Raw genomic sequence first — 25,619 nt, forward strand, 5'->3', positions numbered from 1 at the left:
GGGGCCGCCATGGCGCGACGCCGCTCCGAGCTGGTCAAGGCGGACGACTCCGACACGGAGCTGCTGCCGCTCGTCCCGGAGGAGCACACCGGCGCCGTGGTGGTCCAGCGCGGCTCCGAGGTGATCGAGGGCGGCGGGCTGCCCGCGGTGCGGCCCGAGGACATCCTCGCCGAGCAGCCGGACGCCCGCGACATCTCGGCGGAGCTGGCCGCGCCGCCGCGCCGCGCGCTGCCCTGGCTGACGCTCGCCCTGTCGGCGTGCATCGTCGCGGCGGGCGCCTTCATCGGCGGCGTGTACGTCGAGAAGCACCACGCGAAGGGCTCGTCGTCCGGCAACCCCTTCGCCGCCGCGGGCAACGCGCGCAGCGGCGCGGGCGCCACGGCCGGCACCGGCGGCCGCGGCTTCGGCTTCGGCGGTACGGGCACGAGTGCCGGTACGGGGACGGGTACGGGCCAGGGCGCGGGCGGCGGGCTGACCTTCGGCACGGTCAAGCTCGTCGACGGCGACACGATCTACCTCACCGACGCGCAGGGCAACACCGTCAAGGTCACCACCAGCGGCTCGACGAAGGTCACGGAGTCCAAGGAGGGCAAGGTCTCCGACCTCAAGGCCGGGCAGACGGTGACCGTCCGCGGCACCACCGACTCCTCCGGCAACCTCTCCGCGACCACCGTCACCGAGGGCGCGACCCTGCCGACCGGTTTCGGCGGCGGCTTCGGCTTCGGCGGCGGCGGAGGCGCGGGCGGTGGAGCGGGCGGCGCCACCGGCGGCACGGGCGGCGGCAACTGACCGGAGGCGTTCACAGCTCCGGGACGTACGGTGGCGCGGCCGACACCAGGCCGCGCCACCGTACGGCCGTCCCGGCCGCCTCGGCCGCCCGACCGCCCCACCGCCCCACCGTTCTTCCGTTTGACCGGACCGGCAGGACACCGACTCCGAAGGTCCAGGAGGCCGCACCATGGACACGCCCGAGGCCAGGCTCCTCGTCGTCGACGACGAACCGAACATCCGGGAGCTGCTGTCCGCGTCGCTGCGCTTCGTCGGCTTCCACGTCGACTCCGCGGCCACCGGCACGGAGGCGCTCGCGGCCGTCGCGCGGCAGCGGCCCGACCTCGTCGTCCTCGACGTGATGCTGCCCGACATGGACGGCTTCGCCGTCGTCGGGCGGCTGCGCGAGGAGGCCGGGCGGCACGGCAGGGCGGCCGCCGACGACCACATCCCCGTGCTCTTCCTCACCGCGCGGGACGGCGTCGAGGACAAGATCAGCGGTCTGACGGCGGGCGGCGACGACTACGTGACCAAGCCCTTCAGCCTGGAGGAGCTGATCGCCCGCATCCGCGCCATCCTGCGCCGCACCGGCGGCCCCACCGACGACGGCCGGCTCGTCGCGGGTGACCTGGAGCTGGACACGGTCGGCCACCAGGTGACCCGCGCGGGCCGCGCGGTGTCGCTGTCGCCGACCGAGTTCAAGCTGCTGGCCTACCTGATGGCGAACGCCGACCGGGTCGTCTCCAAGATCCAGATCCTCGACCACGTGTGGGCGTACGACTTCGGCGGCGACCTCAGCATCGTCGAGTCGTACATCTCGTACGTGCGGCGCAAGGTCGACGCGGGCACGGACGGCGCGGTCAAGCTCATCCACACCGTGCGCGGGGTCGGCTACGTGCTGCGCCGCCCGCCGCAGCCGCAGCACTGACATGGGCACCCGGCTGACGCGATGGCGCCCCTCCGCGCTGTCGCTGCGCTCCCGGCTGGTGCTGCTGTCGCTCGTCCTCGTGCTGCTGGGCCTCGCGGTGAGCGACACCGTGGTGCTCGGCTCGGTGCGCGGGCGGCTGGTGCAGCGCGTCGACCAGCAGCTGGAGCGGTACGGCGGCCCGCTCGCGCAGCGGCTCGGCACGGAGGGCGTCCCGGAGCCGCGCACCATCCGGCCCGGCAACCGGCCGTGGCTGCCGAGCCAGTTCGTGGTGGCCTTCGCGTCGGCGGACGGCCATATCTCCGACCAGTTCCGGCTGCCCGTCGCCGCGGGCGACCCGCGCCCGCTGTGGCCGCGGCTGGACGCCGACACCCTCGCCGGGCGGCTCGGCAAGCCCTTCGACGTCGCCAGCGACCACGGCGGCGGGCGCTGGCGGGTGCTCATCATGCCGGTCACGGCGACCGCGTCCGCGGCGGGCCGCACCCCGCCCGCGGGTGTCGTCGTCGCGGCCTCGCTGGACGACGTGTCGAGCACGACCTCCCGGCTGAGCACCGCCTTCTGGCTCATCGGCGCGGTGGTCGCCGCGCTGCTCGGGGTGGCGGGCTGGTTCGCCGTAAGGGCCGGGCTGCGGCCGCTGCGGCGCATCGAGGCGACGGCGGTGGAGATCGCCGAGGGCCGCCCGCTGTCGCACCGCATGCCCGCGGCCTCCCCGCACACCGAGGCGGGCCGCCTGGCCTCCGCCCTCAACGGCATGCTGGCGCAGATCGAGTCGGCCTTCGCGGCGCGCGCGGAGTCCGAGGAGCAGATGCGCCGCTTCGTCGCCGACGCCAGCCACGAGCTGCGCACCCCGCTCGCGGGCATCCGCGGCTTCGCCGAGCTGTACCGGATGGGGGCGCTGCCCGACGAGGCGGACGTCAGACGGACCATGGCCCGTATCGAGAGCGAGGCCGTACGCCTCGGCGGGCTCGTCGAGGACCTGCTCACGCTCGTGCGCACCGAGGAGCTGCGGCCCGTCCAGCTCGCCCCGATGGACCTGCGCACCCTCGCGGTGGACGCGCTGCACGACACGACCGCGCTGGACCCGGCCCGCAAGGTCGCCCTGACCGGCCCCGGCGGCGAGGGCGCGCCCGCCGCCGCGCCCGTGCTCGGGGACGAGGCCCGGCTGCGGCAGGTCGTCGCCAACCTCGTCGGCAACGCGGTGGCCCACACCCCGCCGGGGTCGCCCGTCCGGATCGGCGTCGGCACGCAGGACGGCTACGGGGTGCTGGAGGTCGCCGACACCGGGCCGGGCCTGGCGCAGGCGCAGGCCGCCCGCGTCTTCGAGCGTTTCTACCGCACCGACGCCTCCCGGACGAGGGCGGGCGGCGGCGGCGCGGGCCTGGGCCTTTCCATCGTCGCCGCGCTGGTCGCCGCGCACGCGGGCCATGTCGAGCTGGACACCGCGCCGGGCCGCGGCGCGACCTTCCGCGTCCGGCTGCCGCTCGCGCCCGTCAGCCCTGCCGGACGCCCAGCGTGAGCAGCAGGTTGGCGTATGTGCGGCGGTCGCCGGTGGCGACGACGAGGGCCGTGTCGGGGGCGCGCGCGGCGTCGTAGAAGGCGAACCGGTCGAGCGTGTCCAGCGCCGGGAGCTGCGGGAGCGCGGCGCGGAACTCGGCGAAGACCTCCGGCTCCGGGGTGCCCTCGGGCGGCGTCATGACGGTCGCGGCCTCGATCGGGGCCGCGTCCGCGAGCGCGGCCAGCACCTCGGTGACCAGCAGCCGGTCGGGCGCGAGGTTGAGGTAGACGCGTTCGGCGGCGGGGTGGGCGCCGGTGGTGTGCGGGTAGTGGCCGTCGCTGATCAGGATCCGGGAGCCGTGCCCCGCGGACGCCAGGGCGGCCAGAATCGTCGGGTGGGTGAGCTGGTAGCGCAGCATGCGGGGACTTTCCTGGTGGGGTGCGGGGCGCCGGTGCACGGGAGACATCGGATCTCTCCCGTCGTCACGGCGACCCTAACCGCGCGGCAAAACGATCAGCAAGACCCGCTCAAGAGGTGTGTGCCACCCTCCAGCCGCGCGGCCCGGCCAGTGCGCCGAGCGCCATCCGACGAACAGGGGGCACATCCGTGGAGATTTCCCGGAGATCACTCATCCGGCAGGGCGGCACCGCCGCGGCCGGCGCAGGCGCGGTCTGGCTGGGCGGTCCGCTCGCGGGGCTCGCCCCCGACGCGGCCGCGGCCACCGCCGAACCCGACGGCTCCCCGGCGTTAGCCGAGGGCTCCCCGCGCCCGGTCACCGTCACCTCCGCCACCAACGCCTCCGCCGTGCTCACGCCGGACGGCCGCACGATCGTCCTCGACCTGCTCAACATGCTGTGGACGCTCCCCGCGGCGGGCGGCGAGGCCCGCCGCCTGACCGGCATCGACACCGAGGCCAGCGAGCCCGACGTCTCCCCGGACGGCCGCCACCTGGTCTACCAGTCCTACGCCGAGGCCAACTTCCAGCTGTGGCTCGCCCGTATCGACGGCACCGGTGCCCGCCGCCTCACCGAGGGCGCCCTCGACCACCGCGAGCCGCGCTTCTCCCCGGACGGCACCCGCGTCGCGTACACCGCCGAGACGGACGGCCACTACGTCGTCCACGTCCTCGACCTGCACACCGGCGAGGCCCGCCGCTGGACCACCGGCACCGACGTCACCGTCCAGGAGGCGCAGCCGTCGTGGCGCCCGGACGGCCGGGCCCTGGTCTTCACCGCGGGCACCGCCGACGCCCCGCGGTCCGTCGTCCAGGTCGACGCCGACGGGGTGCGCACCACGCTGGTCACCGTGCCGGAGGGCCAGGTCGCGGGCCCGTCCTTCTCCCCGGACGGCACGAAGCTCGCGTACGTCCACCTCACGTCGTCCGCCGCCCGGCTCGTCGTGGACGGTACGGCGGTCTCCGCCGAGGGCGAGGAGGTCTTCCCGTTCGCCGCGCGCTGGACGGGTGCGGACGCGGTGCTCTACACCGCGGACGGCCGGATCCGCCGCCGTACGCTCGGCGCGGCGGCCGCCGTGCGGGACGTGCCGTTCGCCGCCCACCTCACCGTGCCGCGCGTCCCCGAGCGGCCGTCGCCGCGCGACTTCGACTCCACCGCGCCGCGCGAGGTCAAGGGCGTCATCGGCCCGTGCCTGGCGCCGGACGGCGGCCGAATCGCCTTCGCCGCGCTCGGCGACATCTGGGTCGGCCGGATCGGCTCGGCGCCGCGGGCCGTCGTCTCGGACGGCGCGGTCAACACCGATCCGGCCTGGCACCCGGACGGCACCTCGCTGGTGCACGTCAGCGACCGCGGCGGCAACGCGGCCGACCTGTGGCTGCACGACCTCACCACCGGCGCGAACCGGCAGCTCACCGACCTCCAGGGGTATCTGTCCGCGCCCGTCTTCAGCCCCGACGGCGCCACGGTCGCCTTCCTCTACTGGTCGAGCATCCTGATGACGGTGGACGTCGCGACCGGCGCCGTCCGCAACGTCACCGGCCCGCTCAGCGGCTTCGGCAAGCCCACGTACACCGCGGACGGCCGCAAGCTGTCGGTCGTCTCGCTCGTGCCCGCGACCGCCCGCTACCGCGAGGGCGCCAACCGCGTCCTGACCGTCGACCTCGCGAGCGGCGAGGTCGTCTACGACGACCCGGTGCCGGGCGCGTGCCTGTCCAACCGGATCGACGCCGGGCCCGTCCACTCCCCGGACGGCACCCGTACCGCGTACGTCGTCGGCGGCACCCTGCACGTCAGCGCCCTCGACGCCGCCGGGCGCCCCACCGGCCCCGCGCGCGAGCTGAACGGCGAGACCGCGGACGCGCCCGGCTGGAGCGCCGACTCGCGCTCCCTGGTCTACCTGCGCGACGGCACGATCCGGCTCGCCGACGCGCGCACCGGCCGTGCCACGACCGTCCCGACGAAGCTGACATGGCGCCAGGCCCGCCCGTCCGGCCGCACCGTCGTCCAGGTCGGGGCGCTGTGGGACGGCACCTCGCCGTCGCTGCGGCACGACGTGGACGTGGTCGTGGACGGCAACCGCGTCGCCGAGGTCGTCCGGCGCGGCGCCGTCACCGGCCACCGCACCGTCGACGCGCGCGAACTGACCGCGATGCCCGGCCTCGTCGCCCTGCACGAGCACGCGCCCTGGCAGCGCGCCGAGACCCTCAAGCTGTGGCTGGCCTTCGGCGTCACGACCCTGCGCTCCCCGGGCGGCGCGCACTACGTCTCCGTCGAGACCAAGGAGGCCGTCGACTCCGGCCGCCGCGTCGGCCCCCGCCTGTTCGCCGCGGGCGACGCCCTGGAGGGCAACCGCCTCTACTACGGCGTCGGCCGCCCCACCACCAGCCAGGAGGAGGTCGAACGCGAGGTCGCCAAGGCCGAGGCCCTCGGCCACGACCTGCTCAAGGCGTACGTCCGGCTGCCGTACGCGCTGCACCGCGCCGCCGTCCGCTCCGTCCACCGCCTCGGCCTGCCCGCCACCTCCCACTACCTCTTCGGCCCGCTCACCTTCGGCGCGGACGGCGCCGAACACCTCGGCGGCACCAGCCGCTACGGCCGCCGCCAGAAGGAGACCTTCCTCGGCCACACCCACGAGGACGTCACCGAACCGCTCGTCGCCTCCGGCATGTCCTTCACCCCGACCATGGGCCTGTCCGGCGCGGGCCTGGCCACCACCCGCGCGGGCCTCTTCCGCTACGCCGAGTGGGCCGTCGGCGACCCGCGCCTCACCTCGCTCATGAACACCCTCGAATACGCCGACTTCAGCGGGGCCGTCGCCGCCGCCCAGGCGACCGAGCCCGTCGACGAGATCGCCTTCACCTCCCACCACGGCGCCACCGTCGCCGCCCTGCTGGCCCGCGGCGCCCAGGTCGGCGTCGGCACCGACAGCCCCCTCGTCCCCGCGGCCATCTACTACCACCTCAACCTCCAGACGATGGTCCGCTACGGCGCCACCCCCTACCAGGCACTCCGCGCCGCCACCGTCACCGCCGCCCGCACCCTCGGCATGACCCCCCACCTCGGCACGGTCGAACCCGGCAAACTCGCCGACCTCTCCCTCGTCGCCGGCGACCCCCTGACCGACATCCAGGCCGCGGCCGCCGTCCACCACGTGATGACGGCGGGAGTCCTCCACTCCGTCGACTCCCTGACCTCGACCCCACCCCGCCCGGCCCCCGCCACCCCCCTCCGCACCGAGGACGTCCCCCAGACCCCGGCCCAGAAGGCCTACTGGTGGCACCGACCGGAACACCGCCACGACGGCTGCTGCTGAGGCCCCGCCGGGCCTCCCTGTGCGGGGGAGGCCCGGCTCTCCCTGGGCCGCCGCGAGGCGAGGAAGTCCCGCCCTTGCACGTAGCCCACTGGGACACAGTGTGCTACGGTCGTGAAATGAAGACCATTACTCAGCGCGAGTTCCGCAACAACTCCGCAGCAGTCATGGACGCGGTCGAGGCGGGCGAGACGTACCACATCACGCGTAACGGGACCGAGGTCGCCGAGCTGCGTCCGCTGGTCCGGCGGCGACGGCCGAGCGCGGAGGACCTGGTGGCGCGGCATCGGGGGCTGCCGCAGGTCGACTACGAGCAGATGCGTCAGGAAGCGGAAGGGTTCTTCGGCACTGCCGACCGCGTGGGCGACAACGATCAGGACCCCTGGGAGCGTACTCGTGGCTGAGCGCCACCAGTCCGGTGTCCTGGACACCTGCACCTATATCGACCTGGGCCTCCTCGATGCCTCGGACCTTCCCCACGCGCCGGAACTGACGGCCGTCACGCTGGCCGAACTCCAGCAAGGCGTGGCCATGGCGAAGGATCCCGCGACCCGAGCGGCCCGGATGGAAAAGCTCGGTGCGGCCGTCGCGGATTTCGACCCGCTGCCCTTCGACGGCGACGCGGCCGCCCGCTACGGGACCCTCGTCGCGCTCACCCTCGCGTCCGGCCGGGACCCCCGGCCCCGCAGGCTGGACCTGATGATCGCCGCCATCGCCTCCGTGCGAGGGCTCCCCCTCTTCACACGCAACGCCGACGACTTCAAGGGCCTGGAGCAGGCGCTGGACGTCGTGCCACTCTGACCTTCCGGGGCGCCCGCGCCGGCCCCCGCGGCATTGCTCGCGGGCCCCGGCGGCTGTCAGCGGCGGTGGCCGGCCCGGAGCCAGGTGATGTCGATCGCGGCTATGCCGCCCCAGATCCAGTAGACGGCACCGCCGCCGTCCGGTGCGAAGGCCGTCGCCAGGGAGCCGAGCGCGACCGTGCCCAGCACGACCCGGGCGCCGTGTGCCCCGGTCAGGGCGGTACGCAGCGGGCCGGGCTCGCTCAGGCGGTCGGACAGGTAGGCGTCGAAGGCCTCCGCCACCTGGTCGTCGATCTCGTCCCGCAGCCGGGCGTCCAGCGCGTCAGACATGGGTCCCCCGCATCCCGCGGCGCCGGTGGCGCCTCCTGACCACCGTAGGCATTGCAGAGATATTCTGCAAACAACTTCTGCGATGATTGCAGAGAAGCTCTGCACTATGCTGGCGGCCATGGGCGAGCGTCCCAAGCGCAGAGTGCTCACCGGCCCGGACCTCAAAGCCTTCTACAAGGCGCTGTCCAACCCGGTGCGCCGCGACATCCTGAGCTACCTCGGCGAGCACGGCGAGGCGAACTCCACCAGCGTCGCCAAGGCCCTCGGCGAATCCACCGGCACCACCAGCTACCACCTGCGCAAGCTCGCCGACCTCAAGCTGATCGCCGAGGTCGACGAACGCGCCAACGGGCGCGAGCGCTGGTGGAGGTCGCTGATGACCAACATCCACACCCCGCCCGGCCTGCACCTGGCCGAGGACGAGCGCGAGGCCGCCGTGAAACTCGGCGCCCTCAAGATGACGCACGACCTGAGCCTGGTCGTGAAGGCCTACGCCGGATACGACACCGGGGCAGGCTGGAATCAGATCCATCGCGCGGGCCTGCGCATGACGAAGGAACAGGTGGCCTCCTTCACCGAGGAGTACCAGTCCCTGCTGCACAAGTACGCCACCGCGCCCGGCGAACACCCGCCGGACGCCCGCCAGATGGCCGTCCGCCTGGTGATGCTCCCGGACGACGGCACGAGGCCGGAACTGCCTCCGGCGGACGAAGCGCCCGACGACGACGGCCCGCCCGGACGGCCCGCGCCCGACGAATTCTGACAGCGGCCCGGAGGCCGCGCTGGCGCCCGGCCCCGCTTTCCGGAAGGCTGACGCGCATGGCATCCGTGGTGCAGAACGTGGCGATCGACTGTGCGGACGCGTACGCGCTGGCGCGCTTCTGGAGCGAGGTGACGGGCCGCCCGCTGGACGCCGACGCCCGCCCCGGCGACGAGGAGACCCGCGTTCTCCTGGCGGAGGGCCCGGCCCTCTACTTCAACCAGGTGCCCGAGCCGAAGACCGCCAAGAACCGCCTCCACCTGTGCCTGCGCCCCGAGACCACCCGCGAGGAAGAGGTCACCCGCCTGCTCACCCTCGGCGCCACCCTGGTCGCCGACCGCCGCGAGCCCGACGGCACGGGCTGGGCGGTCCTGGCGGACCCGGAGGGCAACGAGTTCTGCGTGCTGCGCAGCGCGTCGGACCGGGCGGCCACCGGGTCGTGACGGGCGCGGCGCCGGGCACTGTGGTTCGCCGGGTTGGAGGGTTGGGGGGCGCGTTCACCCTCGGCGCGAACGGTGCTTCCGGGGTGTCGCCCGGGGAAATGAGATTGCCGCCGAACCAGAGCAGTTGTCGGCTGGGCACCATGGCTGAACTGCGTACCGACCGCCTCGTCCTGCGCCGCTGGCGAGCCGCTGTGTCCGAACGTGCTGTACCGCATCACCCGGAACGCGAGGACCTGACGTTCTTCGCCGAGGCCGCTCGATCCAGTGCCGTGTCAGGCAACGTCTGCCTCGTAGTGGGGGAAGCGATTCACGCTGTGGGTCTGCCTGGGTCTGCGAGAATCGGCGGATGCTGAACATCGGAACGATCGTGATGGGGGCCACCGATGTACGGCGGGCCGCGGAGTTCTGGAGCCGGGCACTGGGCTACGTCCCTCGCGATGGTGAGGTGAAGGATGACTGGGTGGTGCTGGTGCCGGCCGACGGCTCCGGCGCCGCGCTGGCTCTCGACCTCAGTACGACGCCCGTGCAGGAACACCCGAGAGTCCACCTCGACCTTTATGCCGGCGACGCCGCCGATCAGGAAGCCGAAGTGGCACGACTGATCTCCCTGGGCGCCGAACGCGTCGACTGGGACTCCTATCCGGACGACGCCGACTTTGTCGTGCTCGCCGATCCGGAGGGCAACCGCTTCTGCGTCATCGACACCAGTCGCGGCTGACACCCACGGTGCTCAGGTGGCGGAGCGGGTGCGAGTGCGTGAGATCGACGATGACGAAGGCAGACGGCTGCTTCGGATCATCCGCCGGGGCACCGGGCCGGTGGTGACCTGGCGGCGGGCCCAAATGGTCCCGCTGTCCGCGCAGGGCATGCCGGTGGCGAAGATCGCCGAGGTGTCGTTCACCGGCGACGACCGGGTCCGGGACGCACGGGTCGAGCACCTCTACGCGATCGCCGACGGCGAGGCGATACCCGAGGACGACAAGCCCGAAGTGGTCTTCTGTGCGGACGAGTTCGGGCCGCTCAACCTGATGCCCCACCCCGGACGCCAGTGGGCCGAGCGCGGTGGCCACCCGCCCGAGATTGGTGCGGCACTAGCCGCGGGGACGGGGGCGCCCGGCCCGGGGATGCGGGCTGCGACCTCTATTCCACGGCCTCCGTCTCCGCCTTCTCCGCCGCCTGCGCCAGCCGCTCGAACGTCCCAGTGAGCACCGCCCGGCGCTCCTCCTTGTACCCGGGCTTCGGGCCCAGCCCGTCGATCGACCCCTCCCACACCGCCAGGAACGCCCCCTGCCAGCCCCGTATCGTCGCCGCGGGTGGAAGCGTCACGCCCACCCAGTCCTGGCGCTTCAGCAGAAGCAGCAGCTCCAGGTTGCAGGGCACGGCGACCCCCCAGTACTCGTCCGGCTCCAGCTCCACCGGATCGCCGTCCATCGCCCGCGCCACCTCGGCCACCAGCCGCTCGGCCAACTCCCCGAGATGATCCGCCGCCGTGTCACTGTCGAAGTTCCCCGCACCCCAGGTCCCCACGTCTCCGCCTCCGCTCGGTGCCCTCGCCGCTGCTGCTGCCTGCCATCACAGCAGGGGGGACTGACAACGGCATGCTGTGTACGTGGCGGGTCGGGCCCCTGCTCTGCCTCTAGCGTGGTGACGGTCAATCACTCCGCACGGGAGGTGCAGCAGAACATGGACGACACGACGGCCCAGGACGTCGATCGGGAGTTGGTCGAGGCGGCGACGCGGGTCGCACGGGAGCGGTGCCGGGGGGACAACCACACCGTCGCCGCCGCGGGGCGGGGCGCGGACGGGCGGATCGTCACCGCCGTGAACGCCTACCACTTCACCGGCGGCCCCTGCGCCGAGCTGGTGCTCATCGGGGCGGCGGCCACGCAGGGGGTGTACGAGCTGGAGACGGTCGTCGCCGTGGGGGACCGCGAGCGCGGCGTCATCCCGCCGTGCGGCCGGTGCCGCCAGGTGATGCTGGACTACTTCCCCGGCGTGCGCGTCATCGTCGGGACCGGCGAGGCGCTGCGGGCGGTACCGATCGCCGAACTGCTGCCGGAGACGTACGTCTGGGCGGACCACCAGCTCGACACGGACTAGCGTTCCGCCCGCACGCCGGGAGAGCGCGCGGGCGGAACGACGGTCACCCGGGCAGACGCGGGGGAGTCTCGGGGGCGCATTCGGCCCAGACGATCTTGCCGATGCCGGCGCGGTCCCCGGCGCCCCACCGCCCACCGGTGAGCGTGTCCACGAGGGCCAGTCCGCGGCCGGAGTCGGCTTCGGCTCCGGGCACGCGGAGTTGCGGCCGGGTGGGGTCGGCGTCGTGGACCTCGATACGGAGCGAGCCGTCCGGCAGGCACGTGAACCGGGTCTCGACGAGGCTGTCCTCGCCGGCGGCGGCGTGCCGCAGCGCGTTCGTGACCAGCTCGGAGAGGACCAGTTCGGCGGTGTCGGCCAGCCCGGTCATCCCCCGCCGTGCCAGATGGCGCCGCAGCAACCGCCGGGCCGTACCGACGTACACGGGCTCACCGGGCCACCGGTACACCACCTCGGTCGGGCTCTCGGAGACGGTCACGGGGAGGCCCCGCAAGAGCGGTGGACCGCCGGTCCCGTACCAGGCGATCTCGCGGGCCAGCGCGCCGCCCGCCTCGGCCGAGGGGCCAGGAACAGCCGGGCCGTACCCGTGAAGACGCGCGCGCAGGCCACCGGCCACCCGCACCGTGTCCCGCAGCGCGTGCAGCAGATGCGGGACCATCCCGGTCAGGTCCGCGCCCGGGGTCCTGTCCGTCCACGCCGAGTCCGCGTCGCGCAACGTCCTCTCGGCCATGGCGAGCTGTGTCCATTCCAGGCCGTCCGCCAGACCCGACATGAACGAGTCGCCCCGGTCGGTGCTCAGGTAGGAGCGGCGTTCGCCGTCGCCTGGCCAGGGCAGCAGCCGCATCACCTCCGGCCCGGCCCCGGCAGGGCGGACGCGTCCGGTCCGTGGCGGGTCGCAAGGACGTGGTACCGCCGGAGTGGTGCCTCCGGGCTCCTCATGGATACTGCTCATGACTGCTCGCTCCGTTCGAGTGGTCCACGCCCCGGGCCGTCGCAAGCGGCGCCGGGGTCCGGTCTGCACGGCACGAATGCCGTGTCCACGAGCTTCGAGCGGCCGGACGCCGGAAGGAACAGCGGGCGGGCAACCCCGCAAGCCCCAACGGGGTACCCCGTTGATGTTCCTTCGGGGAACCCCGATCCCCGTCCGGGAGCTACGCTGGAATGGATCACTGGCCTTCCCGCAAGGTGACCCATGGACGAACGCGAAATCCGGCGCACCGGCTATCCGCTCACAATCCCCGAGGCGCTGTTGCAGAGCGAGGCCATGCGACGGGCCTGCGCCGCGCGGAACTTCCAGGAGATCTTCCGCCTGGTCAACAGGCGTACGGGCTCCAGCCACGCGGTGATCGCTGCCGCGGTGGGGAAGATGACCAGCACCCGCGTCAGCGACATCATCCGGGGTGTACGCGGTATTCGCGGACGCGAGGTGATCGAGCGTGTCGCCGACGGTTTCGGTATCCCCGGTGAATTGCTGGGCGTGGCCCCGCGCCCCTGGGAGGGTTCCCCGGGGCGGCAAACCGTCCATGAATTGGCGCCGTACGCTGCTTCCGGGCCGGAGGCCCGGAACCCGGATTCCCATTCCGGTCGGGAGGAATCGCTGTCCGGCCCGCCGGAATCGTTCTTCGTCTCCGTGCTGATCGACGGCAGAAGGCAGGTGGCCTCGGTGAACAGACGGGAACTGACGGCTGCCCTCGCCGGGGCCGCGCTGCCGAACGGGGACGTGAGAGGAATCCCCGCGGGGACCGTGCCCTCACCGGTCGCTCCTCCGCGTCCGGCCCCACCGCCGGACGACGCGCACATGGAAGCGGCGACGGAGCATCTGCGCGAGATGTGGCACTCACTCGTGCGCGCCGACAACCTCTTCGGTCCTCGGCACGCCTTGGCCGCAGTGCGGCAGCAACTGCACCTTCTCGACCACCTCCTCAAGCAGGCGAGGGGTGAGCAGCGAGCCGAACTCCTGCGTCTTGCAGCCCGGTACGCGGAGTCGGCGGCCTGGCTCCACGAGGACTCGGCGGATCTGCCGAACGCCTCGGCGTGGACCGGACAAGCGATGGAGTGGGCGACCGAGTCGGGTGACCAGGCCATGGTTGCCTGGACGCTCTTCCGGAAGAGCCAGCAGGCGACGACGCGGGGGAACGCCACTCAGACCGTCGGCTTCGCGCAGGCGGTCCTGCGGAACGAACCGGTACTCACACCCTCCATGCGCGCCTCGGCCCTGCAACAGGAGGCTCGCGGCCACGCGTTGGACGGGGACGAGCGTGCTTGTCACAGTCGGCTGGACGAGGCACACACCTATGCCGCGTCAAGGACAACGAAGGGGGACGCGCGCTCCGGACACGGCGACTTCTGCACGTCGGGGTACATCGAGGTCCAGCGCGCGAACTGCTGGCTCGAACTGGGCCGACCGGATCTCGCGGTGCCCGTCTTCGAGCGGACGCTGGACGACATTCCGGACGCCTATCAGCGCGACAAGGGATTCGCGCAGGCCCGGCTGGCAAAGGCATACGCCGAAGTCGGGCGCTACGAGGAATCTGCGGCGAGTGCCGCGACCGCCCTCGCGGTGGCCCGCACTTCGGGATCGCTGCGCACCATGCATGAAACGGTGGCAGCCGTGAACATGCTGGGTGTCGCGCACACCTCCCCCGCGGTGACCATGCTCTTCGACACCATCAGTGACGAGCCGGAGTTCTGAGATGCCGAGTGCGCACGAAGTCCTGGCCATGCGCCGCGCCATTGCCATCTCCGCCCAGGGGCTGGGCTCCACGAGCCCGAATCCCCCCGTCGGATGCGTCGTGCTCGACGCGCAGGGCCGGACCGTCGGCGAGGGGTACCACCTGCGGAAGGGCGAGCCCCACGCCGAGGTGAACGCGCTGGCCGCTGCCGGGAGGGCGGCGGAAGGCGGGACCGCGGTCGTCACGCTGGAGCCGTGCAACCACTACGGGCGGACGCCGCCCTGCCGGGAGGCCCTGCTCGCGGCGCGGGTGGCGCGGGTGCTGATCGCGGTGATGGACCCGACCTCCCGGGGCGAAGGCGGCGCGGCCGTACTCCGCGAGGCGGGGGTGGAGGTCGAACAGGACGTCCTCGCGGACGAAGCGCTGGTGGTGCTCGGCCCCTGGCTGTCCGCAACGACGGGCGGCCGCCCGTTCGTCACCTGGGTGCACGGGGCCGCGGCGGTCGACAGCGTCGCCGTGGATGCCGAAGTGGCCGCCCTCCGGGGCGCGTACGACCTCGTGGTGACCCCGGACGGGACGATCGAGGAGGGCCGCCCGGGAAGTCACGGGAGGGAGGTGTTCACCGTGCCCGACGTCGGTACTCCCTTCGGCCCGGTGGAGGGGTTCCTCGCCGCGGGCGCGCGAACCGTCCTCGTCGCGGGGCGTTCCCCTGCGGCGTCCGCTCTGCTCACTTCCTGCCCGCCGGACCAGGTGATCGTTTTCCTGCCCGGCACCGCCGCGTCCTCCCCGGGCCAGGGGCCCGTCCTCCCCGAGGGCTACCGGCTCACCGGCGCCGCGCCCGCGGGCGACTGCGTCCGGGTGACCGGCCGTCGGGCGTGAAAGAGAGGGCTTGCCCTCAAGCGCACTCCAAGGTGTTGGCTGGCGTCCATGAGATACACGCAGCTGGGGCGGACGGGGCTACGGGTCGGGCGGCTCGTGCTGGGGACCATGAACTTCGGGGGGCTGACGGACGAGGCGACCTCGCACGCGCTCATGGACACCGCTCTCGACGCGGGGGTGAACCTGTTCGACACCGCGAACATCTACGGGGCCGACGGGCACAAGGGGCTCACCGAGGAGATCCTCGGGGGGTGGTTCGCGCAGGGCGGCGGGCGGCGGGACAAGGTCGTGCTCGCGACCAAGCTGTACGGGAACATGACGAACGACGGCACGCCGTGGAACGTCCAGTCGTGGCCCAACCACGACCGGCTCTCGGCGCTGAACATCCGGCGGGCGGTGGACGCGAGTCTCGCGCGGCTCGGGACGGACCACATCGACGTCTACCAGATCCACCACATCGACCGGGCGACGCCGTGGGAGGAGATCTGGCAGGCCATGGACGTGCTGGTGGCGCAGGGGAAGATCCTCTACGTCGGGTCCAGCAACGTCGCCGGGTGGCACATCGCGCAGGCCAACGAGACCGCGCGGGCGCGCGGGTCGTACGGGCTGGTCAGCGAGCAGTGCTTCTACAACCTCGCGCAGCGCACCGCGGAGATGGACGTCATCCCGGCGGCGCAGGCGTACGGGCTCGGGGTCATCCCGTGGTCGCCGCTCAACCAGGGGCTGCTGGGCGGCGCGCTGCGCAAGGAGCGGGAGGGCGGCGGATCGCGGACGTCGGGCGGGCGGTCCGCGGCGGGCCTGGCCGATCCGGCGGTACGGGAGCAGGTCCGGCGCTACGAGGAGCTGTGCGCGCGGGACGGGCTGGAGCCCGGTGAGGTCGCCCTCGCGTGGCTGCTCACCCGGCCGGGCGTGACGGGGCCGATCGTCGGCCCGCGCACCGCCGAGCAGCTCGACTCGGCCCTGCGGGCGCTGGACCTCGACCTCGGCGCCGACTTCCTCGCCGAGCTGGACGTGATCTTCCCCGGGCCGGGCCCGTCGCCGGAGGCCTTCGCCTGGTAGGCGCGCGGGTACGGGAGGAGCGGGGCCGCCGGATTTCCGTCCGGCGGCCCCGCTGCCCGTCGGCGGCCGGACGTCGAGAGCCCAGAGCGGGGCATTCCGCGGAGCCGGGCCGGGGCCGGGACCGTCAGCTTGCCGCCTTCGCGGCGGACCCCCGTATCTCCAGCTCGTCCAGCAGCGTCGCGGTGGCCGCCGCGACCGCCTCCACGGCCGCGTCGAACGCCTCGCGGTTGTGCTTCGCGGGCGCGCGGAAGCCGGAGATCTTGCGGACGTACTGGAGCGCGGCGGCCCGGATGTCCTCGTCGTGGACCTCGGGCGTCATCGGGGGACGCAGGGTCTTGATGCTTCGGCACATGTCTCCAGTGTGCCGCGGGGGTACGACAACGGGCCCGGCCCCGCGCGGCGGGGTGCGGACGGACGTACGAGCGGCGAGCGCGTGTCCGGCGGGCGGGCGCACGGACGGGTGAGCGTCCCCCGTCCCGCGAACGGTTTCGCTCCGGCCCCTTGGCGCACAGGCGCCCCGGTGCTTCAATGCCATGCAGTGGTTAGGAAGCTTTCCTAACCACCAGCGCCACACCCCCGCACGTCCACGCAGTCACGCACGCCCCACCCCCGCCCGAGGCCGCCCCCACCGCATCCTCGCGGTGCCACGGCGGCCGGAAACGGAGACGCACGTGCACACCTCCCCCCACCCGACCCACCCGACCCACCCGACCCACGCCACCCGCCGCCGGGTCGCCCTGCTCGCCGCGACTGCCCTGCTCGCGGCGGGCGGCACCTCCCTCGCGCTGGCCGGCCCCGGCGCCGCGGCCACGCCCGCCGTCACCGCCGCCCCGCACGCGACCGGTGCCGGGCTCGCCGACGCGCACAAGAAGGAGATGGCGATGGAGCTGGTCTCCTCCGCCGAGAACTCCACCCTGGACTGGAAGTCCCAGTACAAGTACATCGAGGACATCGGCGACGGCCGCGGCTACACCGCCGGCATCATCGGCTTCTGCTCCGGCACCGGCGACATGCTCGAACTCGTCCAGCACTACACGGACATGGAGCCGAACAACGTCCTGGCCAAGTACCTGCCCGCGCTGGAGGACGTCAACGGCTCGGACTCCCACGCGGGCCTCGGCTCGGCCTTCGTGAGCGCGTGGAAGACCGCCGCCAAGGACACCGTCTTCCAGCAGGCCCAGAACGACGAGCGCGACGACGTCTACTTCAACCCCGCCGTGAACCAGGGCAAGGCGGACGGCATCGGCACGCTCGGCCAGTTCATCTACTACGACGCGATCGTGATGCACGGCCCCGGCGACGACCCGGTCAGCTTCGGCGGCATCCGCAAGACCGCGATGAAGAAGGCCAAGACCCCCGCGCAGGGCGGCGACGAGACCGCCTATCTCAACGCCTTCCTCGACGCCCGCAAGGCGGCGATGAAGACGGAGGACGCGCACGACGACACCAGCCGCGTCGACACCGAGCAGCGCCCCTTCCTCCAGGCCGGCAACCTCAACCTGGACCCGCCGCTGCACTGGAAGACCTACGGCGACTCCTACCAGATCCTCACCCTCCCCTGAGGATCCGCGTGACCCGCGGCCCGGACGCTCCCACCATCCAGCGTCCGGGCCGCGACCATGTCCCGGCGGACCGCCCCGCGTCAGGGGGGCTGACCCCCGCCCGCAGCAGGGGGGCAGCCGGGTGGGACGCGGGCCGGTCCGCTGCTGGGATGGAGGGGAAGGAGCGCGACGGAACGGGGGAAGGGCATGCCGGTGTTCGGGACGCGGAGATGGGTACGGGGGGCGGCCGCGCTGGGCGGCGCCGTCATGGTGCTGCTGGCCGCCGCGCCGGGGGAGGCGGCGCCGGGAGCGCGGAGCGCGTTGCAGCAGGAGGTGGACGCGGTGCGGGCCACCGGAGTCGTGGGGGTCGGCGCCGAAGTCCTCACCCCGCAGGGGGATGTCAGCGCGCGGGCGGGGACGGCGACGGCGGGGACGGGCCGGGCGATGCCCGCGGACGGCCGGTTCAGGATCGGCAGCGCCACCAAGACGTTCACCGCCGCCGTCGTGCTCCAGCTCGTCGGCGAGGGGAGGCTCTCCCTCGACGACACCGTCGAGAAGTGGCTCCCCGGCGTCGTCCGGGGCAACGGCAACGACGGACGGGCCATCACCGTACGGCAGTTGCTCCAGCACACCAGCCATGTGCCGGACGTCGCACCGCTGATACCGGCGCTGAACACCGCCGAGGGCTATGCCGCCGAGCGCTACCGGGCCTACACGCCCGAGCAGTTGGTGGCGCTCGCGATGACGCAGCCGCGGGTGCCCGGCGACGGGTGGACGTACTCCAACACCAACTACACGCTCGCCGCGATGGTCATCGGCAAGGTCACCGGGCGCAGTTGGGCGCAGGAGGTCACCGACCGGATCATCCGGCCGCTGGGGCTGCGGGACACCAGCGCGCCGGGCGCCTCCCCGTACGTCACCGGGCCGCACGCGGACGCCTACGCCACCTTCAACGGCACCAGCGCCCCCACCGACGTCACCGTGCTGGACCCGAGCATGGCCGTCGGGTCGGGCGCGCTGATCAGCAGCACGCACGACCTCGCGCGCTTCTACACCGCCCTGCTCGGCGGCCGGCTGCTCGCGCCCGCGCAGCTCGCGGAGATGACGTCCACCGTGCCCGCGCCCGACCTCCAGGTGGACTACGGGCTGGGCCTCGGCCGCATCCCGCTGTCCTGCGGCGGCAGTTACTACGCGCATCCCGGGGAGCTGCTCGGCTACCACACCTGGGGCGGTGTCACCGCGGACGGGACGCGCAGCGCGGTGGTGTACGCGACCAGCGACGGCGGACCGGACACCCAGGCGGCCATGAGCGACCTGGTGGACCGGGAACTCTGCGGGGTGCGCTGAGCGTCAACCGGGGGTGAACGATCTCACCCTGCGCACCATCAGCGGCGCCGACGAACTCGGCCTCTTCACCCGGCTGCCCTACGCCCTGAACGCCGAGCTGGCCGCCGACCTCGCGGCCGGGCGGCGGCGGCCGGAGTGGATGTGGGTCGCCCTGCGGGACGGCGAGGTCGTCGCGCGGGTGGCGTGGTGGGCGCGGGCGGCGGGGGACGCGCCGATGTTCCTGGACATCCTTGACCTCGCCGAGGGGGAGGACGCCGGGACCGCGGTGCGGCTGCTGGAGACGGCCGGGGCGGCCGTGCTGCCGGAGGGGACGCGGCGCCCGGGGTACACGCGCTTCGTGCCGCCGGACTGGCGGGAGGACGCGGCCGTCCGGGAGGGCGTCGAGCAGCGGATGCGGGTGGTCGAGCGGACCGGCGGGCGGCTGTTCGTCGAACGGCTGCGGCTGGAGTGGCGGCGCGGGACGTCCGTCCCGGAGCCGTCCGGCCGCCTCGCCTTCCGCGAGGTGCGGGACCGGGCCGAACTCGTCGGCCTCATGACGCAGGTGCTCGACGGGACGCTGGACGCGCACAGCCGCGACGACCTGACCCGGATGACGGCGGAGCGGGCCGCGGAGCAGCAGTACGAGGAGGAGCTGGAGCGGTACGCGTCGCCGCGCGCGTGGTGGCGGGTCGCGACGCTGCCGGGGAGCGGTGAGCCGGTCGGCTTCGTGATCCCGGCCCGCAACGCGTACAACCCGATCATCGCGTACATCGGGGTGCTCCCCGCGCACCGCGGCAACGGCTACATCGACGACGTCCTCGCCGAGGGCACCCGTGTCCTGGTCGCGCAGGGCGAGCAGGACGTCCCGCGGATCCGCGCGTCCACCGACGTCGGGAACGTCCCCATGGCGCAGGCCTTCGCCCGCGCCGGATACGTCAATTTCGAACGCCAGATCGACATGACCTGGGCCTGACCGGTACGGACGGGTCTCACGCGATCGTCTGCCGCGACACCTGCGTCCCGTCCACCACATAGACCAGGGCCACCCGCTGCCCCGGGGTGAGCGTGCCCGCGACCGCGGTCGGCGGGATGTGGGCGCGCAGCAGGAAGTCGTGCGAGTCCAGCAGCGTCATCCCGGGGATCGCCCGCAGCAGCGCCGAGACGGGCACCGTCGCGGCGTCCTCGTCCCCGGAGGCGGCGCGGCGCAGTACGCGGAAGAGCCCCACCGCCCCCTCGGCGGCCACCTCGCTGAGCACCAGGGCCTGCCGGTGCGCGGCGTCCGGGTTGAGCGCGATCCCGTCGCCGGCCGCGACCCCCTCGCCCGCCGCGGCTTCGGCGTCCGCGCCGCGGTACTGCTCGTCCAGCGGATCCCGCACCGGCCCGCGCCTGCTTCCGAACGGCACCATCACCTGCACCTCCGTCCGTTTGGGGGCCTTCGCACCAGTACGAGCCTACGCCCGGCCCAACCTGCCGCAAACTGCTGCCAGGGCCCCCGCGGAACCGCTCCCGGGCCGTGCCCGCAAGCCCTACCGTGGTTCCCGGGTCTCACGGCGACTCGGGGGGAGGGCCGCGACCGTGCCCGTCACGCAACCGACGGTAATGCCGAAGTACCGCACCGACCTCGTCACCCGGCGGCTGTGCGCCACCGTCCACCTGGATCACGCGTTCGCCCGCTACGTGCTGCTCACTCTCGCCGAGGACGGTCTGGAGGCGGTCGGGCTGCCCTTCGGGGTGAACGTCGTCGCGCTCGTGCGGCACGCCCGGGTGGCCTCCCGTCGCCGGGAGCGGCGCGACGTCCTGCTCGCGGCGCTGGTCGCGCTCCAGCTGGCAGGGCTGCTGCTCGTCGTCCAGGGGCTGAGCGCGGGGCGGGCCGGGACGGCGACGCTCGGCGGCGCGCTGGCGGTGGGGGCGCTGCCCGCCGGATGGACGGTCGTCTTCACGGCAGCCCGCCGCGGCCGGGCCGCCGCACTGCGGCTGGGGCGCGGCGAGACGTCCGCGATGGATCTCGCGCCGCCCGCCGATCCGGCGCTGGAGCAGTCGCTGACCCTCCTGCGGCGGGCCAACTTCGTGCCGTACCACTCCACGGAGAACCGGCACCGGCCCTTCGTCGGCAGCGGCTGGCTGGTGCAGAAGTCGGTGTGGCCGCCGATCGATGTCGGGAAGCCCGCCGAGGACGAGCACGGCAAGCCGCGGACGATCGTCCCCTTCGACGCCTCCGACCTGCACCACTACCTCGCCGTGCACATGCCGCGCATCACCGGCCTGGACACGCTCAAGGCACGCAACCGGCTCTACGGCCCGGGGCTGCACGTGGCCTCCATGGGCCCGGAGGTGCTGCCCGACCCCGCGGGCCGCCCGCTGCCGGTGGTCCCCGTGGCGCTGGTCAAGACCGCGGCCGCGCATCCCCAGGCGCGTATGGAGACGTACCTGTGCCTGCGCAACTCCGGGGAAGGCGGCTTCGTGGTGCTCAGCATGCACCTCCAGGCCCATCTGAACGGCCCGCGGCTCGACTGGGAGCTCGGCGCGTACGTGCTGCCGCCGCTCGGAGCGCGCTACGACGCGGTGGACCACCTGCCCTACCGCCCGCTGGGGCTGTGGTGGGACACGGTACGGCTGGCGAAGCGGGGCTTCCGCCGCACCTTCTACGGCGGTCCGGGCCGCGTCCTGTCCCGGGCGTGGGACCGCGGCGCGCGGAAGCGGGAGCTGGAGAGGTTCCGCCGCGACATCGCCAAGGGCCGGATCACCTACGACTACGGGGCGCACTCCTCCCTGCGCGAATACGTCGCCGACTGGGACCGCATGGGCTACAACGAGGTGCGTGACGCGCGGAAGTTCTTCCAGCGGTTGCAGCAGGGGGTGCTGCTGGCGACGGAGAAGTTCCTGGAGGCGCACCACGTCGACACGTCGGACTTCCGGCTGACACAGGCGCAGATCAGCAATGTCACGATCAACGGGCCGATTCTCGGTCCGAGCCAGTTCGGCTGGGGCAACACCCAGAACAACTTCCCGCCCGGGGGACCGGGCGTGCCGGGTACGCCGCAGGGCGGGGCAGGCATGCCGGGCGGCGGGCAGCAGCCGGCCGGCAGCGGCGCCGGAAGCGGAAACTGAGAGGCGGGCGGCACATGGGCGACATGAACATCAACGGGCCGATCATCGGGCCCAGCCAGTTCGGCGAGAACAACACGCAGTACAACGTGGCGGGGCAGGCCGCCTCCGCGGCGGCGGCGCTCGCCCTCGCCGACGCGCTGGTCGGCCAGCTCGGCCGGACCCCGCCCGCTGAGGCGGTCGCGGTCCGGGCGGAGCTGGCCAGGGCGGCGGAATCCGGCGGCGAACCGGATCACCAGCGTGTCCGGGCGTGGCTGGCGACCCTCGCGGCAGCCGTCGGTACGGGCAGCGGCGCCCTGGCCCTCGTCGAGCAGCTGCGGCAGGTCGTCGGCTGACTGCCTGGGCCCCTGCCCCCGGGGCCGACGGACCGCCGCGGTTCAGGCCGGCTGGACCACCGCCTCGGCGCCGCCGAGGTCGATCGACAGTCCCTCCCGCAGGGCGATCGTGCGGCCGGGCTCCACGTCCTGGCTGCTGCCGTCCGGGCGCCGGGCCCGCCACGCCTCACCTGTGCGATTGGTCAGGCCGAAGACGCCGGGCCGCTTGGGGTTCTCGGTGAGGGCGGCGATCACCGCGGACTCCGAGTAGTCGTGGCTCCACGTCTCCGCCTCCAGGTGGTGGGCGTACAGCCGGGCGTCCTTGCCGAGCCGCACCGTCCGTACCGTCCGCGGCTGAGCGGTGGTGACCAGCAGACGGGGCGGCAGCACGATCCGTTTCCCGCAGCTCCAGCAGGTGCCCGCGGCCGTGGCGTCGGGTTCGGTCATGTTCTGCCGCCCGCAGCCCGCGCAGGCGACGATGGTGTCCCGGACCCTGCTCAGCGCGTCGCGCCACTGCGATTCGCGCACCCGCCGGACGGGGTCGCCCAGTCCCTGCGTGAAGCTCTGCAGGAACAGCTGCCGCAGCGAGTCCGGGGCGACGCCCCAGGTGGCGATGACGGTGGACTGCTCCACCGGATCCGGCCGGTTGGAGGTGTCGGCGGCGTCGAAGACGAAGACGGGCTGGGTGCCGAACAGCCGCCGTTCGGCTGCCTCGTCCAGGCAGCGGATCTGCAGCTCCTGGACCCCCTTGAGCGGGTGGTGGTTCATCAGCAGCATGAACAGCAGCACGGCGAGCGAGTGCAGGTCGGTCTGGGTGCTGGGCATCGCCTCGGCGTCGCCGCGCACCAGCTCGGGAGCCATGAACTCCATCGTGCCGGTGATGCCGGCGACGCTGCCCTCGGCGACCGCGTTGTCGTTGTCGCACACCAGGATGTCGCCGGCGGCGGGGTCGAAGAAGATGTTGCCCCAGGAGATGTCGCGGTAGGCGATACCGCGCGAGTGCAGGGCGGCGTACGCCTCGACCGTGTGCACCGCGGCTGTCACGAGTGCCCGCGGGGTGGTGCGGATCTGGCGGCGGAAGAGGTCGGGCAGACCGCGGAAGCGTTCGGGGCGCAGCGGCATGAGGTAACCGAAGGCGCTGCCCGCGCCCTGGACGAGTTCCTGCGGCCACAGGAAGCGGTCGTCCCGCACGTCGCGGGCCACGAGATCCTCCACGATCGCCCGCTGCGCGCCGGTGGCCAGCCCCGGGTAGTACCACTTCAATGCCCGGTCGCCGGACGGTGTGGACACCCGGTAGACCTCTCCCTGGCCCCCGGAGCCCAGCATCTCCCGCACCGACACCGCGAGCCCCGACTCGGCCCGCAGCGCGGCCCCGGACGCCAGCATGCCGTTGCTCATTCTTCCTCCGCGGGTCTGTCGTGGTGCGGTACGCGGCCGGCCGGTGCGCGGTCGGCCGGTGGGTCGTCAGGCGGTACGTCGCCGGGCGCTGTGCGGTTGTGCGGTACGTCGTCGGGCGGTGTGTCGTCGGGCGGCGCCCAGGCCGCGACCAGCGTCGTGTCGTCACCGGAGAACTTCGCGGCCTGCGCCAGCCAGCCCGGGAGGTCCGCGTCGACCGCCGCGGCGCCGCGGTCGAGCAGCCGCTCGTGTGTTCCGTGGACGAAGTCGACGTAGCCCTGATGGTCCAGGAAGCTCTTCGAGAGCCCGTCCGTGGACAGCACGACCAGCGACGGTGCCGAGCCGGGCGCGGCCACCGGGGCCCAGTGCACCCGCACCAGGTCCCAGGCCTCGCGGCTGCACAACGAGTCGGTCTCGTCGCCGAGTTCGGGTCCGGCGGGCCGCAGCGGCAGACGTACGGTGCCGTCCGCGTCGACGATCGCCAGCTCCCCGTCGCCGAGCTGCCATCCGACGACCAGCGACTCGGTGATGACGACGCCCATGAGCGTGCTGCCGTACGGGACCAGGTCGCCGCGGGCTGCCGGTTCCGGACCGGCGGGCGGGCCGTCGTCCCGCCGGCGTACCCGGTCGGAGTGCCGCAGCACCTCGTCGCGCCAGGCGCGGACGATTTCGCGTGGCACCCGCTCCTCGGCGTCGGCCTTGAGGCGGGCCAGCGGGATGCCGCCGGTGGCCCGGAGGGCGAAGTCCCGGCCGAGCCGCAGAAAGGTCTCGACGGCGTAGCGGGCCCCGGTGTGGCTGCGGAAGTGCTCGGCGGAGCCGTGCCCGTCCGCGGCCGCCAGGACCAGGGCGGAGGGGTCGTGACGGGTGGCCGAGAAGTCCTGGTAGAGCTTCTTGTGCGGGCCCACCGCGAACCTGTTGAGCAGCAGCCAGCGCGCGCCGGGTCCCGTGAGGGCGGGAACGCCCGGGTCCGTGTCCGTGCCCGTCCCGGTGTCCGGGGCCGTCCCGGTGTCCGGGGCCGGCCCGGGGGGCGGTTCCGTCGGAGGGTGGTGCGTCACCACACGTCGTCGTCATCGTCGTCGTCGGACATCGGGGGCACGTGCGCTCCCTGGCCGAGGACTTTGGTGGACGCGTCCGCGGTCGGGATGGACGCGGCCTTGACGGCGACCGTGGAGGCCCAGCGGATCGCCCCGGCAAGGGCCTTGGGGCTCTTGGCGTCGAGCGGTTCCAGCTCCGGGTTGGCCAGGAACGCCTTGAGCATCGGGCGGTCGGCGTCGTCGCCGATGGCGATGGCCACCCTCACCGCGCGCTTGCCCCACGGCGTGTCGTCGATCGCCTTGAGCCCGGCCCGCCAGTCGTCGGTGGGCTGGCCGTCCGAGACCAGCGCGAGGACGGGCTTGAGCGCGCGCTGCGGCATCGGCGGCATCTCCAGCTCACGCGCGACCACCTGGAGGGCGGCGCCCAGGCTGGTGCCGCCCTCGGGGCGTACGTCCTGCCAGACGAACCGCTCCACCGGCACCGGGTCGCCCTGCATCCAGCGGGCGGTGCTGGAGAAGGCGAGGGTGCGCACCAGCAGCGACGCGGCGGGGTTGTCGAGGGCGACCGCCCGCATCTCCGGTATCGCCTCGCGGATGGCGAAGTTCAGCGCCGCCATCTTGCCGTTCACGGCCATCGAGTAGGAGCAGTCCAGGATCCAGAAGAAGTGGACCGGACGGCTCTGCATCGGGCCGCCGGGGATGTCGCTCATGCGCATACCTCTTGCTGTCGGGCCAGGTGGGATCGGGTGGGGCGGGCAGTGGTGCGGGGGCGGTACGGGTGCGATCCGGCCGGGCGGCCGCGGACGGGCACCGGCGGGAGACAGGCCGAGCTCACCTGAAGAACAGTGCGGCCGCGGCGAGCAGCGGTACCGCGGTGATGGCGGCGAGCGAGAACAGGCCGACCACGACGC

At 73.4% G+C, this 25,619-nt stretch carries 27 protein-coding genes and 1 pseudogene; 19 read left to right on the forward strand and 9 right to left on the reverse strand.

Features of this window, described 5'->3' with window-relative positions; genetic code table 11:
- Nucleotides 1–9 precede the first annotated feature (9 nt).
- From ACWERV_RS02840 to ACWERV_RS02850, 3 genes are all read left to right on the forward strand, one after another.
- A complete protein-coding gene (locus tag ACWERV_RS02840; protein ID WP_452927848.1) occupies nt 10–789 on the forward strand; it encodes a hypothetical protein in 780 nt (259 codons plus the stop codon).
- 169 nt (nt 790–958) lie between these two features.
- Entirely contained in the window at nt 959–1,696 is a 738-nt protein-coding gene (locus ACWERV_RS02845; RefSeq protein WP_398174754.1) for a response regulator transcription factor, read from the forward strand.
- A gap of 1 nt (nt 1,697) precedes the next feature.
- A complete protein-coding gene (locus ACWERV_RS02850; protein WP_452927852.1) occupies nt 1,698–3,209 on the forward strand; it encodes a sensor histidine kinase in 1,512 nt (503 codons plus the stop codon).
- Here ACWERV_RS02850 and ACWERV_RS02855 read toward each other — a convergent pair.
- On the reverse strand, nt 3,184–3,606 hold the full coding sequence (locus ACWERV_RS02855; protein WP_452927855.1) for an RbsD/FucU family protein: 423 nt from the start codon (nt 3,604–3,606) through the stop codon (nt 3,184–3,186). The two genes, ACWERV_RS02850 and ACWERV_RS02855, sit on opposite strands and share 26 nt — an antisense overlap.
- Before the next feature lie 188 nt (nt 3,607–3,794).
- Here ACWERV_RS02855 and ACWERV_RS02860 point away from each other — a divergent pair, with 188 nt between their 5' ends.
- The 3 genes from ACWERV_RS02860 (at nt 3,795) to ACWERV_RS02870 (ending at nt 7,754) form a co-directional block, all read left to right on the forward strand.
- The gene (locus ACWERV_RS02860) at nt 3,795–6,956 is read left to right on the forward strand and encodes an amidohydrolase family protein (RefSeq protein WP_452927858.1); all 3,162 of its coding nucleotides are present in this window, start codon (nt 3,795–3,797) and stop codon (nt 6,954–6,956) included.
- 116 nt (nt 6,957–7,072) lie between these two features.
- Nucleotides 7,073–7,357: a type II toxin-antitoxin system Phd/YefM family antitoxin gene (locus ACWERV_RS02865; RefSeq protein WP_452927861.1), complete on the forward strand. Its 285-nt coding sequence runs from the start codon at nt 7,073–7,075 to the stop codon at nt 7,355–7,357.
- On the forward strand, nt 7,350–7,754 hold the full coding sequence (locus tag ACWERV_RS02870; RefSeq protein ID WP_452927864.1) for a type II toxin-antitoxin system VapC family toxin: 405 nt from the start codon (nt 7,350–7,352) through the stop codon (nt 7,752–7,754). Before ACWERV_RS02865 ends, ACWERV_RS02870 begins: the two co-directional genes overlap by 8 nt.
- 56 nt (nt 7,755–7,810) lie before the next feature.
- Here the strand turns inward: ACWERV_RS02870 and ACWERV_RS02875 are convergent, their stop codons facing one another.
- The gene (locus ACWERV_RS02875; RefSeq protein ID WP_452927867.1) at nt 7,811–8,083 is read right to left on the reverse strand and encodes a hypothetical protein; all 273 of its coding nucleotides are present in this window, start codon (nt 8,081–8,083) and stop codon (nt 7,811–7,813) included.
- 118 nt (nt 8,084–8,201) lie between these two features.
- Here ACWERV_RS02875 and ACWERV_RS02880 point away from each other — a divergent pair, with 118 nt between their 5' ends.
- The 4 genes and pseudogenes from ACWERV_RS02880 to ACWERV_RS02895 all read left to right on the forward strand — a co-directional run.
- On the forward strand, nt 8,202–8,846 hold the full coding sequence (locus ACWERV_RS02880; protein WP_452927870.1) for an ArsR/SmtB family transcription factor: 645 nt from the start codon (nt 8,202–8,204) through the stop codon (nt 8,844–8,846).
- A gap of 56 nt (nt 8,847–8,902) precedes the next feature.
- On the forward strand, nt 8,903–9,286 hold the full coding sequence (locus ACWERV_RS02885) for a VOC family protein (RefSeq protein ID WP_452927873.1): 384 nt from the start codon (nt 8,903–8,905) through the stop codon (nt 9,284–9,286).
- A 346-nt stretch (nt 9,287–9,632) separates the two neighbouring features.
- On the forward strand, nt 9,633–10,004 hold the full coding sequence (locus ACWERV_RS02890) for a VOC family protein (protein WP_452927877.1): 372 nt from the start codon (nt 9,633–9,635) through the stop codon (nt 10,002–10,004).
- Nucleotides 10,005–10,020: 16 nt separating this feature from the next.
- Nucleotides 10,021–10,353 (forward strand): annotated as a pseudogene (locus ACWERV_RS02895) (IS630 family transposase); the annotation flags it as partial.
- A 73-nt stretch (nt 10,354–10,426) separates the two neighbouring features.
- Here the strand turns inward: ACWERV_RS02895 and ACWERV_RS02900 are convergent.
- Nucleotides 10,427–10,813: a DUF4259 domain-containing protein gene (locus tag ACWERV_RS02900; protein WP_452927880.1), complete on the reverse strand. Its 387-nt coding sequence runs from the start codon at nt 10,811–10,813 to the stop codon at nt 10,427–10,429.
- A 156-nt stretch (nt 10,814–10,969) separates the two neighbouring features.
- Between ACWERV_RS02900 and ACWERV_RS02905 the strand changes: the two genes are divergently transcribed.
- Nucleotides 10,970–11,386 carry a cytidine deaminase gene (locus ACWERV_RS02905; protein WP_452927883.1) on the forward strand — a complete coding sequence of 139 codons (417 nt, stop codon included), beginning with the start codon at nt 10,970–10,972 and terminating at the stop codon, nt 11,384–11,386.
- Nucleotides 11,387–11,429: 43 nt separating this feature from the next.
- Here ACWERV_RS02905 and ACWERV_RS02910 read toward each other — a convergent pair whose 3' ends face one another.
- Complete coding sequence (locus ACWERV_RS02910) at nt 11,430–12,335, reverse strand: ATP-binding protein (protein ID WP_452927887.1); 906 nt, start codon at nt 12,333–12,335, stop codon at nt 11,430–11,432.
- Nucleotides 12,336–12,575: 240 nt separating this feature from the next.
- Here ACWERV_RS02910 and ACWERV_RS02915 point away from each other — a divergent pair, with 240 nt between their 5' ends.
- Genes ACWERV_RS02915 through ACWERV_RS02925 form a run of 3 tightly spaced genes read left to right on the forward strand, consistent with a single transcriptional unit; the run spans nt 12,576 to nt 15,993 of the window.
- On the forward strand, nt 12,576–14,075 hold the full coding sequence (locus tag ACWERV_RS02915; protein WP_452927890.1) for a hypothetical protein: 1,500 nt from the start codon (nt 12,576–12,578) through the stop codon (nt 14,073–14,075).
- A gap of 1 nt (nt 14,076) precedes the next feature.
- A complete protein-coding gene (ribD, locus tag ACWERV_RS02920; protein ID WP_452927893.1) occupies nt 14,077–14,934 on the forward strand; it encodes a bifunctional diaminohydroxyphosphoribosylaminopyrimidine deaminase/5-amino-6-(5-phosphoribosylamino)uracil reductase RibD in 858 nt (285 codons plus the stop codon).
- Between the two features lie 48 nt (nt 14,935–14,982).
- Nucleotides 14,983–15,993 (forward strand): aldo/keto reductase, encoded by a 1,011-nt coding sequence (locus ACWERV_RS02925; RefSeq protein WP_452927896.1) that lies wholly within the window; start codon nt 14,983–14,985, stop codon nt 15,991–15,993.
- A 124-nt stretch (nt 15,994–16,117) separates the two neighbouring features.
- Here the strand turns inward: ACWERV_RS02925 and ACWERV_RS02930 are convergent, their stop codons facing one another.
- Nucleotides 16,118–16,345, reverse strand: a complete 228-nt coding sequence (locus ACWERV_RS02930; RefSeq protein WP_398174698.1) for a DUF2277 domain-containing protein — start codon at nt 16,343–16,345, stop codon at nt 16,118–16,120.
- 319 nt (nt 16,346–16,664) lie between these two features.
- Here ACWERV_RS02930 and ACWERV_RS02935 point away from each other — a divergent pair, with 319 nt between their 5' ends.
- The 3 genes from ACWERV_RS02935 (at nt 16,665) to ACWERV_RS02945 (ending at nt 19,833) form a co-directional block, all read left to right on the forward strand.
- A complete protein-coding gene (locus ACWERV_RS02935) occupies nt 16,665–17,555 on the forward strand; it encodes a chitosanase (RefSeq protein WP_452927898.1) in 891 nt (296 codons plus the stop codon).
- A 186-nt stretch (nt 17,556–17,741) separates the two neighbouring features.
- Nucleotides 17,742–18,881: a serine hydrolase domain-containing protein gene (locus ACWERV_RS02940; RefSeq protein ID WP_452927901.1), complete on the forward strand. Its 1,140-nt coding sequence runs from the start codon at nt 17,742–17,744 to the stop codon at nt 18,879–18,881.
- A gap of 13 nt (nt 18,882–18,894) precedes the next feature.
- Entirely contained in the window at nt 18,895–19,833 is a 939-nt protein-coding gene (locus ACWERV_RS02945) for a GNAT family N-acetyltransferase (protein ID WP_452927904.1), read from the forward strand.
- 16 nt (nt 19,834–19,849) lie between these two features.
- Here ACWERV_RS02945 and ACWERV_RS02950 read toward each other — a convergent pair whose 3' ends face one another.
- Nucleotides 19,850–20,266: a hypothetical protein gene (locus ACWERV_RS02950; protein WP_452927907.1), complete on the reverse strand. Its 417-nt coding sequence runs from the start codon at nt 20,264–20,266 to the stop codon at nt 19,850–19,852.
- Between the two features lie 169 nt (nt 20,267–20,435).
- On the opposite strand from ACWERV_RS02950, the gene ACWERV_RS02955 reads away from it, so the two are divergent.
- Nucleotides 20,436–21,968, forward strand: coding sequence for a hypothetical protein (locus ACWERV_RS02955; protein ID WP_452927910.1), 1,533 nt, complete (start codon nt 20,436–20,438; stop codon nt 21,966–21,968).
- 14 nt (nt 21,969–21,982) lie between these two features.
- On the forward strand, nt 21,983–22,300 hold the full coding sequence (locus tag ACWERV_RS02960) for a hypothetical protein (RefSeq protein WP_452927913.1): 318 nt from the start codon (nt 21,983–21,985) through the stop codon (nt 22,298–22,300).
- A 42-nt stretch (nt 22,301–22,342) separates the two neighbouring features.
- On the opposite strand, the gene ACWERV_RS02965 is transcribed toward ACWERV_RS02960, so the two are convergent.
- The 3 genes from ACWERV_RS02965 to ACWERV_RS02975 are packed head-to-tail and all read right to left on the reverse strand — an operon-like array spanning nt 22,343 to nt 25,394.
- Entirely contained in the window at nt 22,343–23,677 is a 1,335-nt protein-coding gene (locus tag ACWERV_RS02965) for a protein kinase domain-containing protein (protein WP_452927915.1), read from the reverse strand.
- Entirely contained in the window at nt 23,674–24,729 is a 1,056-nt protein-coding gene (locus ACWERV_RS02970; RefSeq protein ID WP_452927918.1) for a PP2C family serine/threonine-protein phosphatase, read from the reverse strand. Before ACWERV_RS02970 ends, ACWERV_RS02965 begins: the two co-directional genes overlap by 4 nt.
- Complete coding sequence (locus tag ACWERV_RS02975; protein WP_452928074.1) at nt 24,726–25,394, reverse strand: vWA domain-containing protein; 669 nt, start codon at nt 25,392–25,394, stop codon at nt 24,726–24,728. Before ACWERV_RS02975 ends, ACWERV_RS02970 begins: the two co-directional genes overlap by 4 nt.
- Nucleotides 25,395–25,619: the final 225 nt, after the last annotated feature.

It is taken from the genome of Streptomyces sp. NPDC004031 (assembly GCF_053604375.1).

Coding starts and splice junctions, on each gene's coding strand:
- ACWERV_RS02840 (WP_452927848.1), top strand. CDS start 10: ATGGCGCGACGCCGCTCCGAGCTGGTCAAGGCGGACGACTCCGACACG.
- ACWERV_RS02845 (WP_398174754.1), top strand. CDS start 959: ATGGACACGCCCGAGGCCAGGCTCCTCGTCGTCGACGACGAACCGAAC.
- ACWERV_RS02850 (WP_452927852.1), top strand. CDS start 1,698: ATGGGCACCCGGCTGACGCGATGGCGCCCCTCCGCGCTGTCGCTGCGC.
- ACWERV_RS02855 (WP_452927855.1), bottom strand. CDS start 3,606: ATGCTGCGCTACCAGCTCACCCACCCGACGATTCTGGCCGCCCTGGCG.
- ACWERV_RS02865 (WP_452927861.1), top strand. CDS start 7,073: ATGAAGACCATTACTCAGCGCGAGTTCCGCAACAACTCCGCAGCAGTC.
- ACWERV_RS02875 (WP_452927867.1), bottom strand. CDS start 8,083: ATGTCTGACGCGCTGGACGCCCGGCTGCGGGACGAGATCGACGACCAG.
- ACWERV_RS02880 (WP_452927870.1), top strand. CDS start 8,202: ATGGGCGAGCGTCCCAAGCGCAGAGTGCTCACCGGCCCGGACCTCAAA.
- ACWERV_RS02885 (WP_452927873.1), top strand. CDS start 8,903: ATGGCATCCGTGGTGCAGAACGTGGCGATCGACTGTGCGGACGCGTAC.
- ACWERV_RS02890 (WP_452927877.1), top strand. CDS start 9,633: ATGCTGAACATCGGAACGATCGTGATGGGGGCCACCGATGTACGGCGG.
- ACWERV_RS02905 (WP_452927883.1), top strand. CDS start 10,970: ATGGACGACACGACGGCCCAGGACGTCGATCGGGAGTTGGTCGAGGCG.
- ACWERV_RS02910 (WP_452927887.1), bottom strand. CDS start 12,335: ATGAGCAGTATCCATGAGGAGCCCGGAGGCACCACTCCGGCGGTACCA.
- ACWERV_RS02915 (WP_452927890.1), top strand. CDS start 12,576: ATGGACGAACGCGAAATCCGGCGCACCGGCTATCCGCTCACAATCCCC.
- ribD (WP_452927893.1), top strand. CDS start 14,077: ATGCCGAGTGCGCACGAAGTCCTGGCCATGCGCCGCGCCATTGCCATC.
- ACWERV_RS02925 (WP_452927896.1), top strand. CDS start 14,983: ATGAGATACACGCAGCTGGGGCGGACGGGGCTACGGGTCGGGCGGCTC.
- ACWERV_RS02930 (WP_398174698.1), bottom strand. CDS start 16,345: ATGTGCCGAAGCATCAAGACCCTGCGTCCCCCGATGACGCCCGAGGTC.
- ACWERV_RS02940 (WP_452927901.1), top strand. CDS start 17,742: ATGCCGGTGTTCGGGACGCGGAGATGGGTACGGGGGGCGGCCGCGCTG.
- ACWERV_RS02950 (WP_452927907.1), bottom strand. CDS start 20,266: ATGGTGCCGTTCGGAAGCAGGCGCGGGCCGGTGCGGGATCCGCTGGAC.
- ACWERV_RS02960 (WP_452927913.1), top strand. CDS start 21,983: ATGGGCGACATGAACATCAACGGGCCGATCATCGGGCCCAGCCAGTTC.
- ACWERV_RS02965 (WP_452927915.1), bottom strand. CDS start 23,677: ATGAGCAACGGCATGCTGGCGTCCGGGGCCGCGCTGCGGGCCGAGTCG.
- ACWERV_RS02975 (WP_452928074.1), bottom strand. CDS start 25,394: ATGCAGAGCCGTCCGGTCCACTTCTTCTGGATCCTGGACTGCTCCTAC.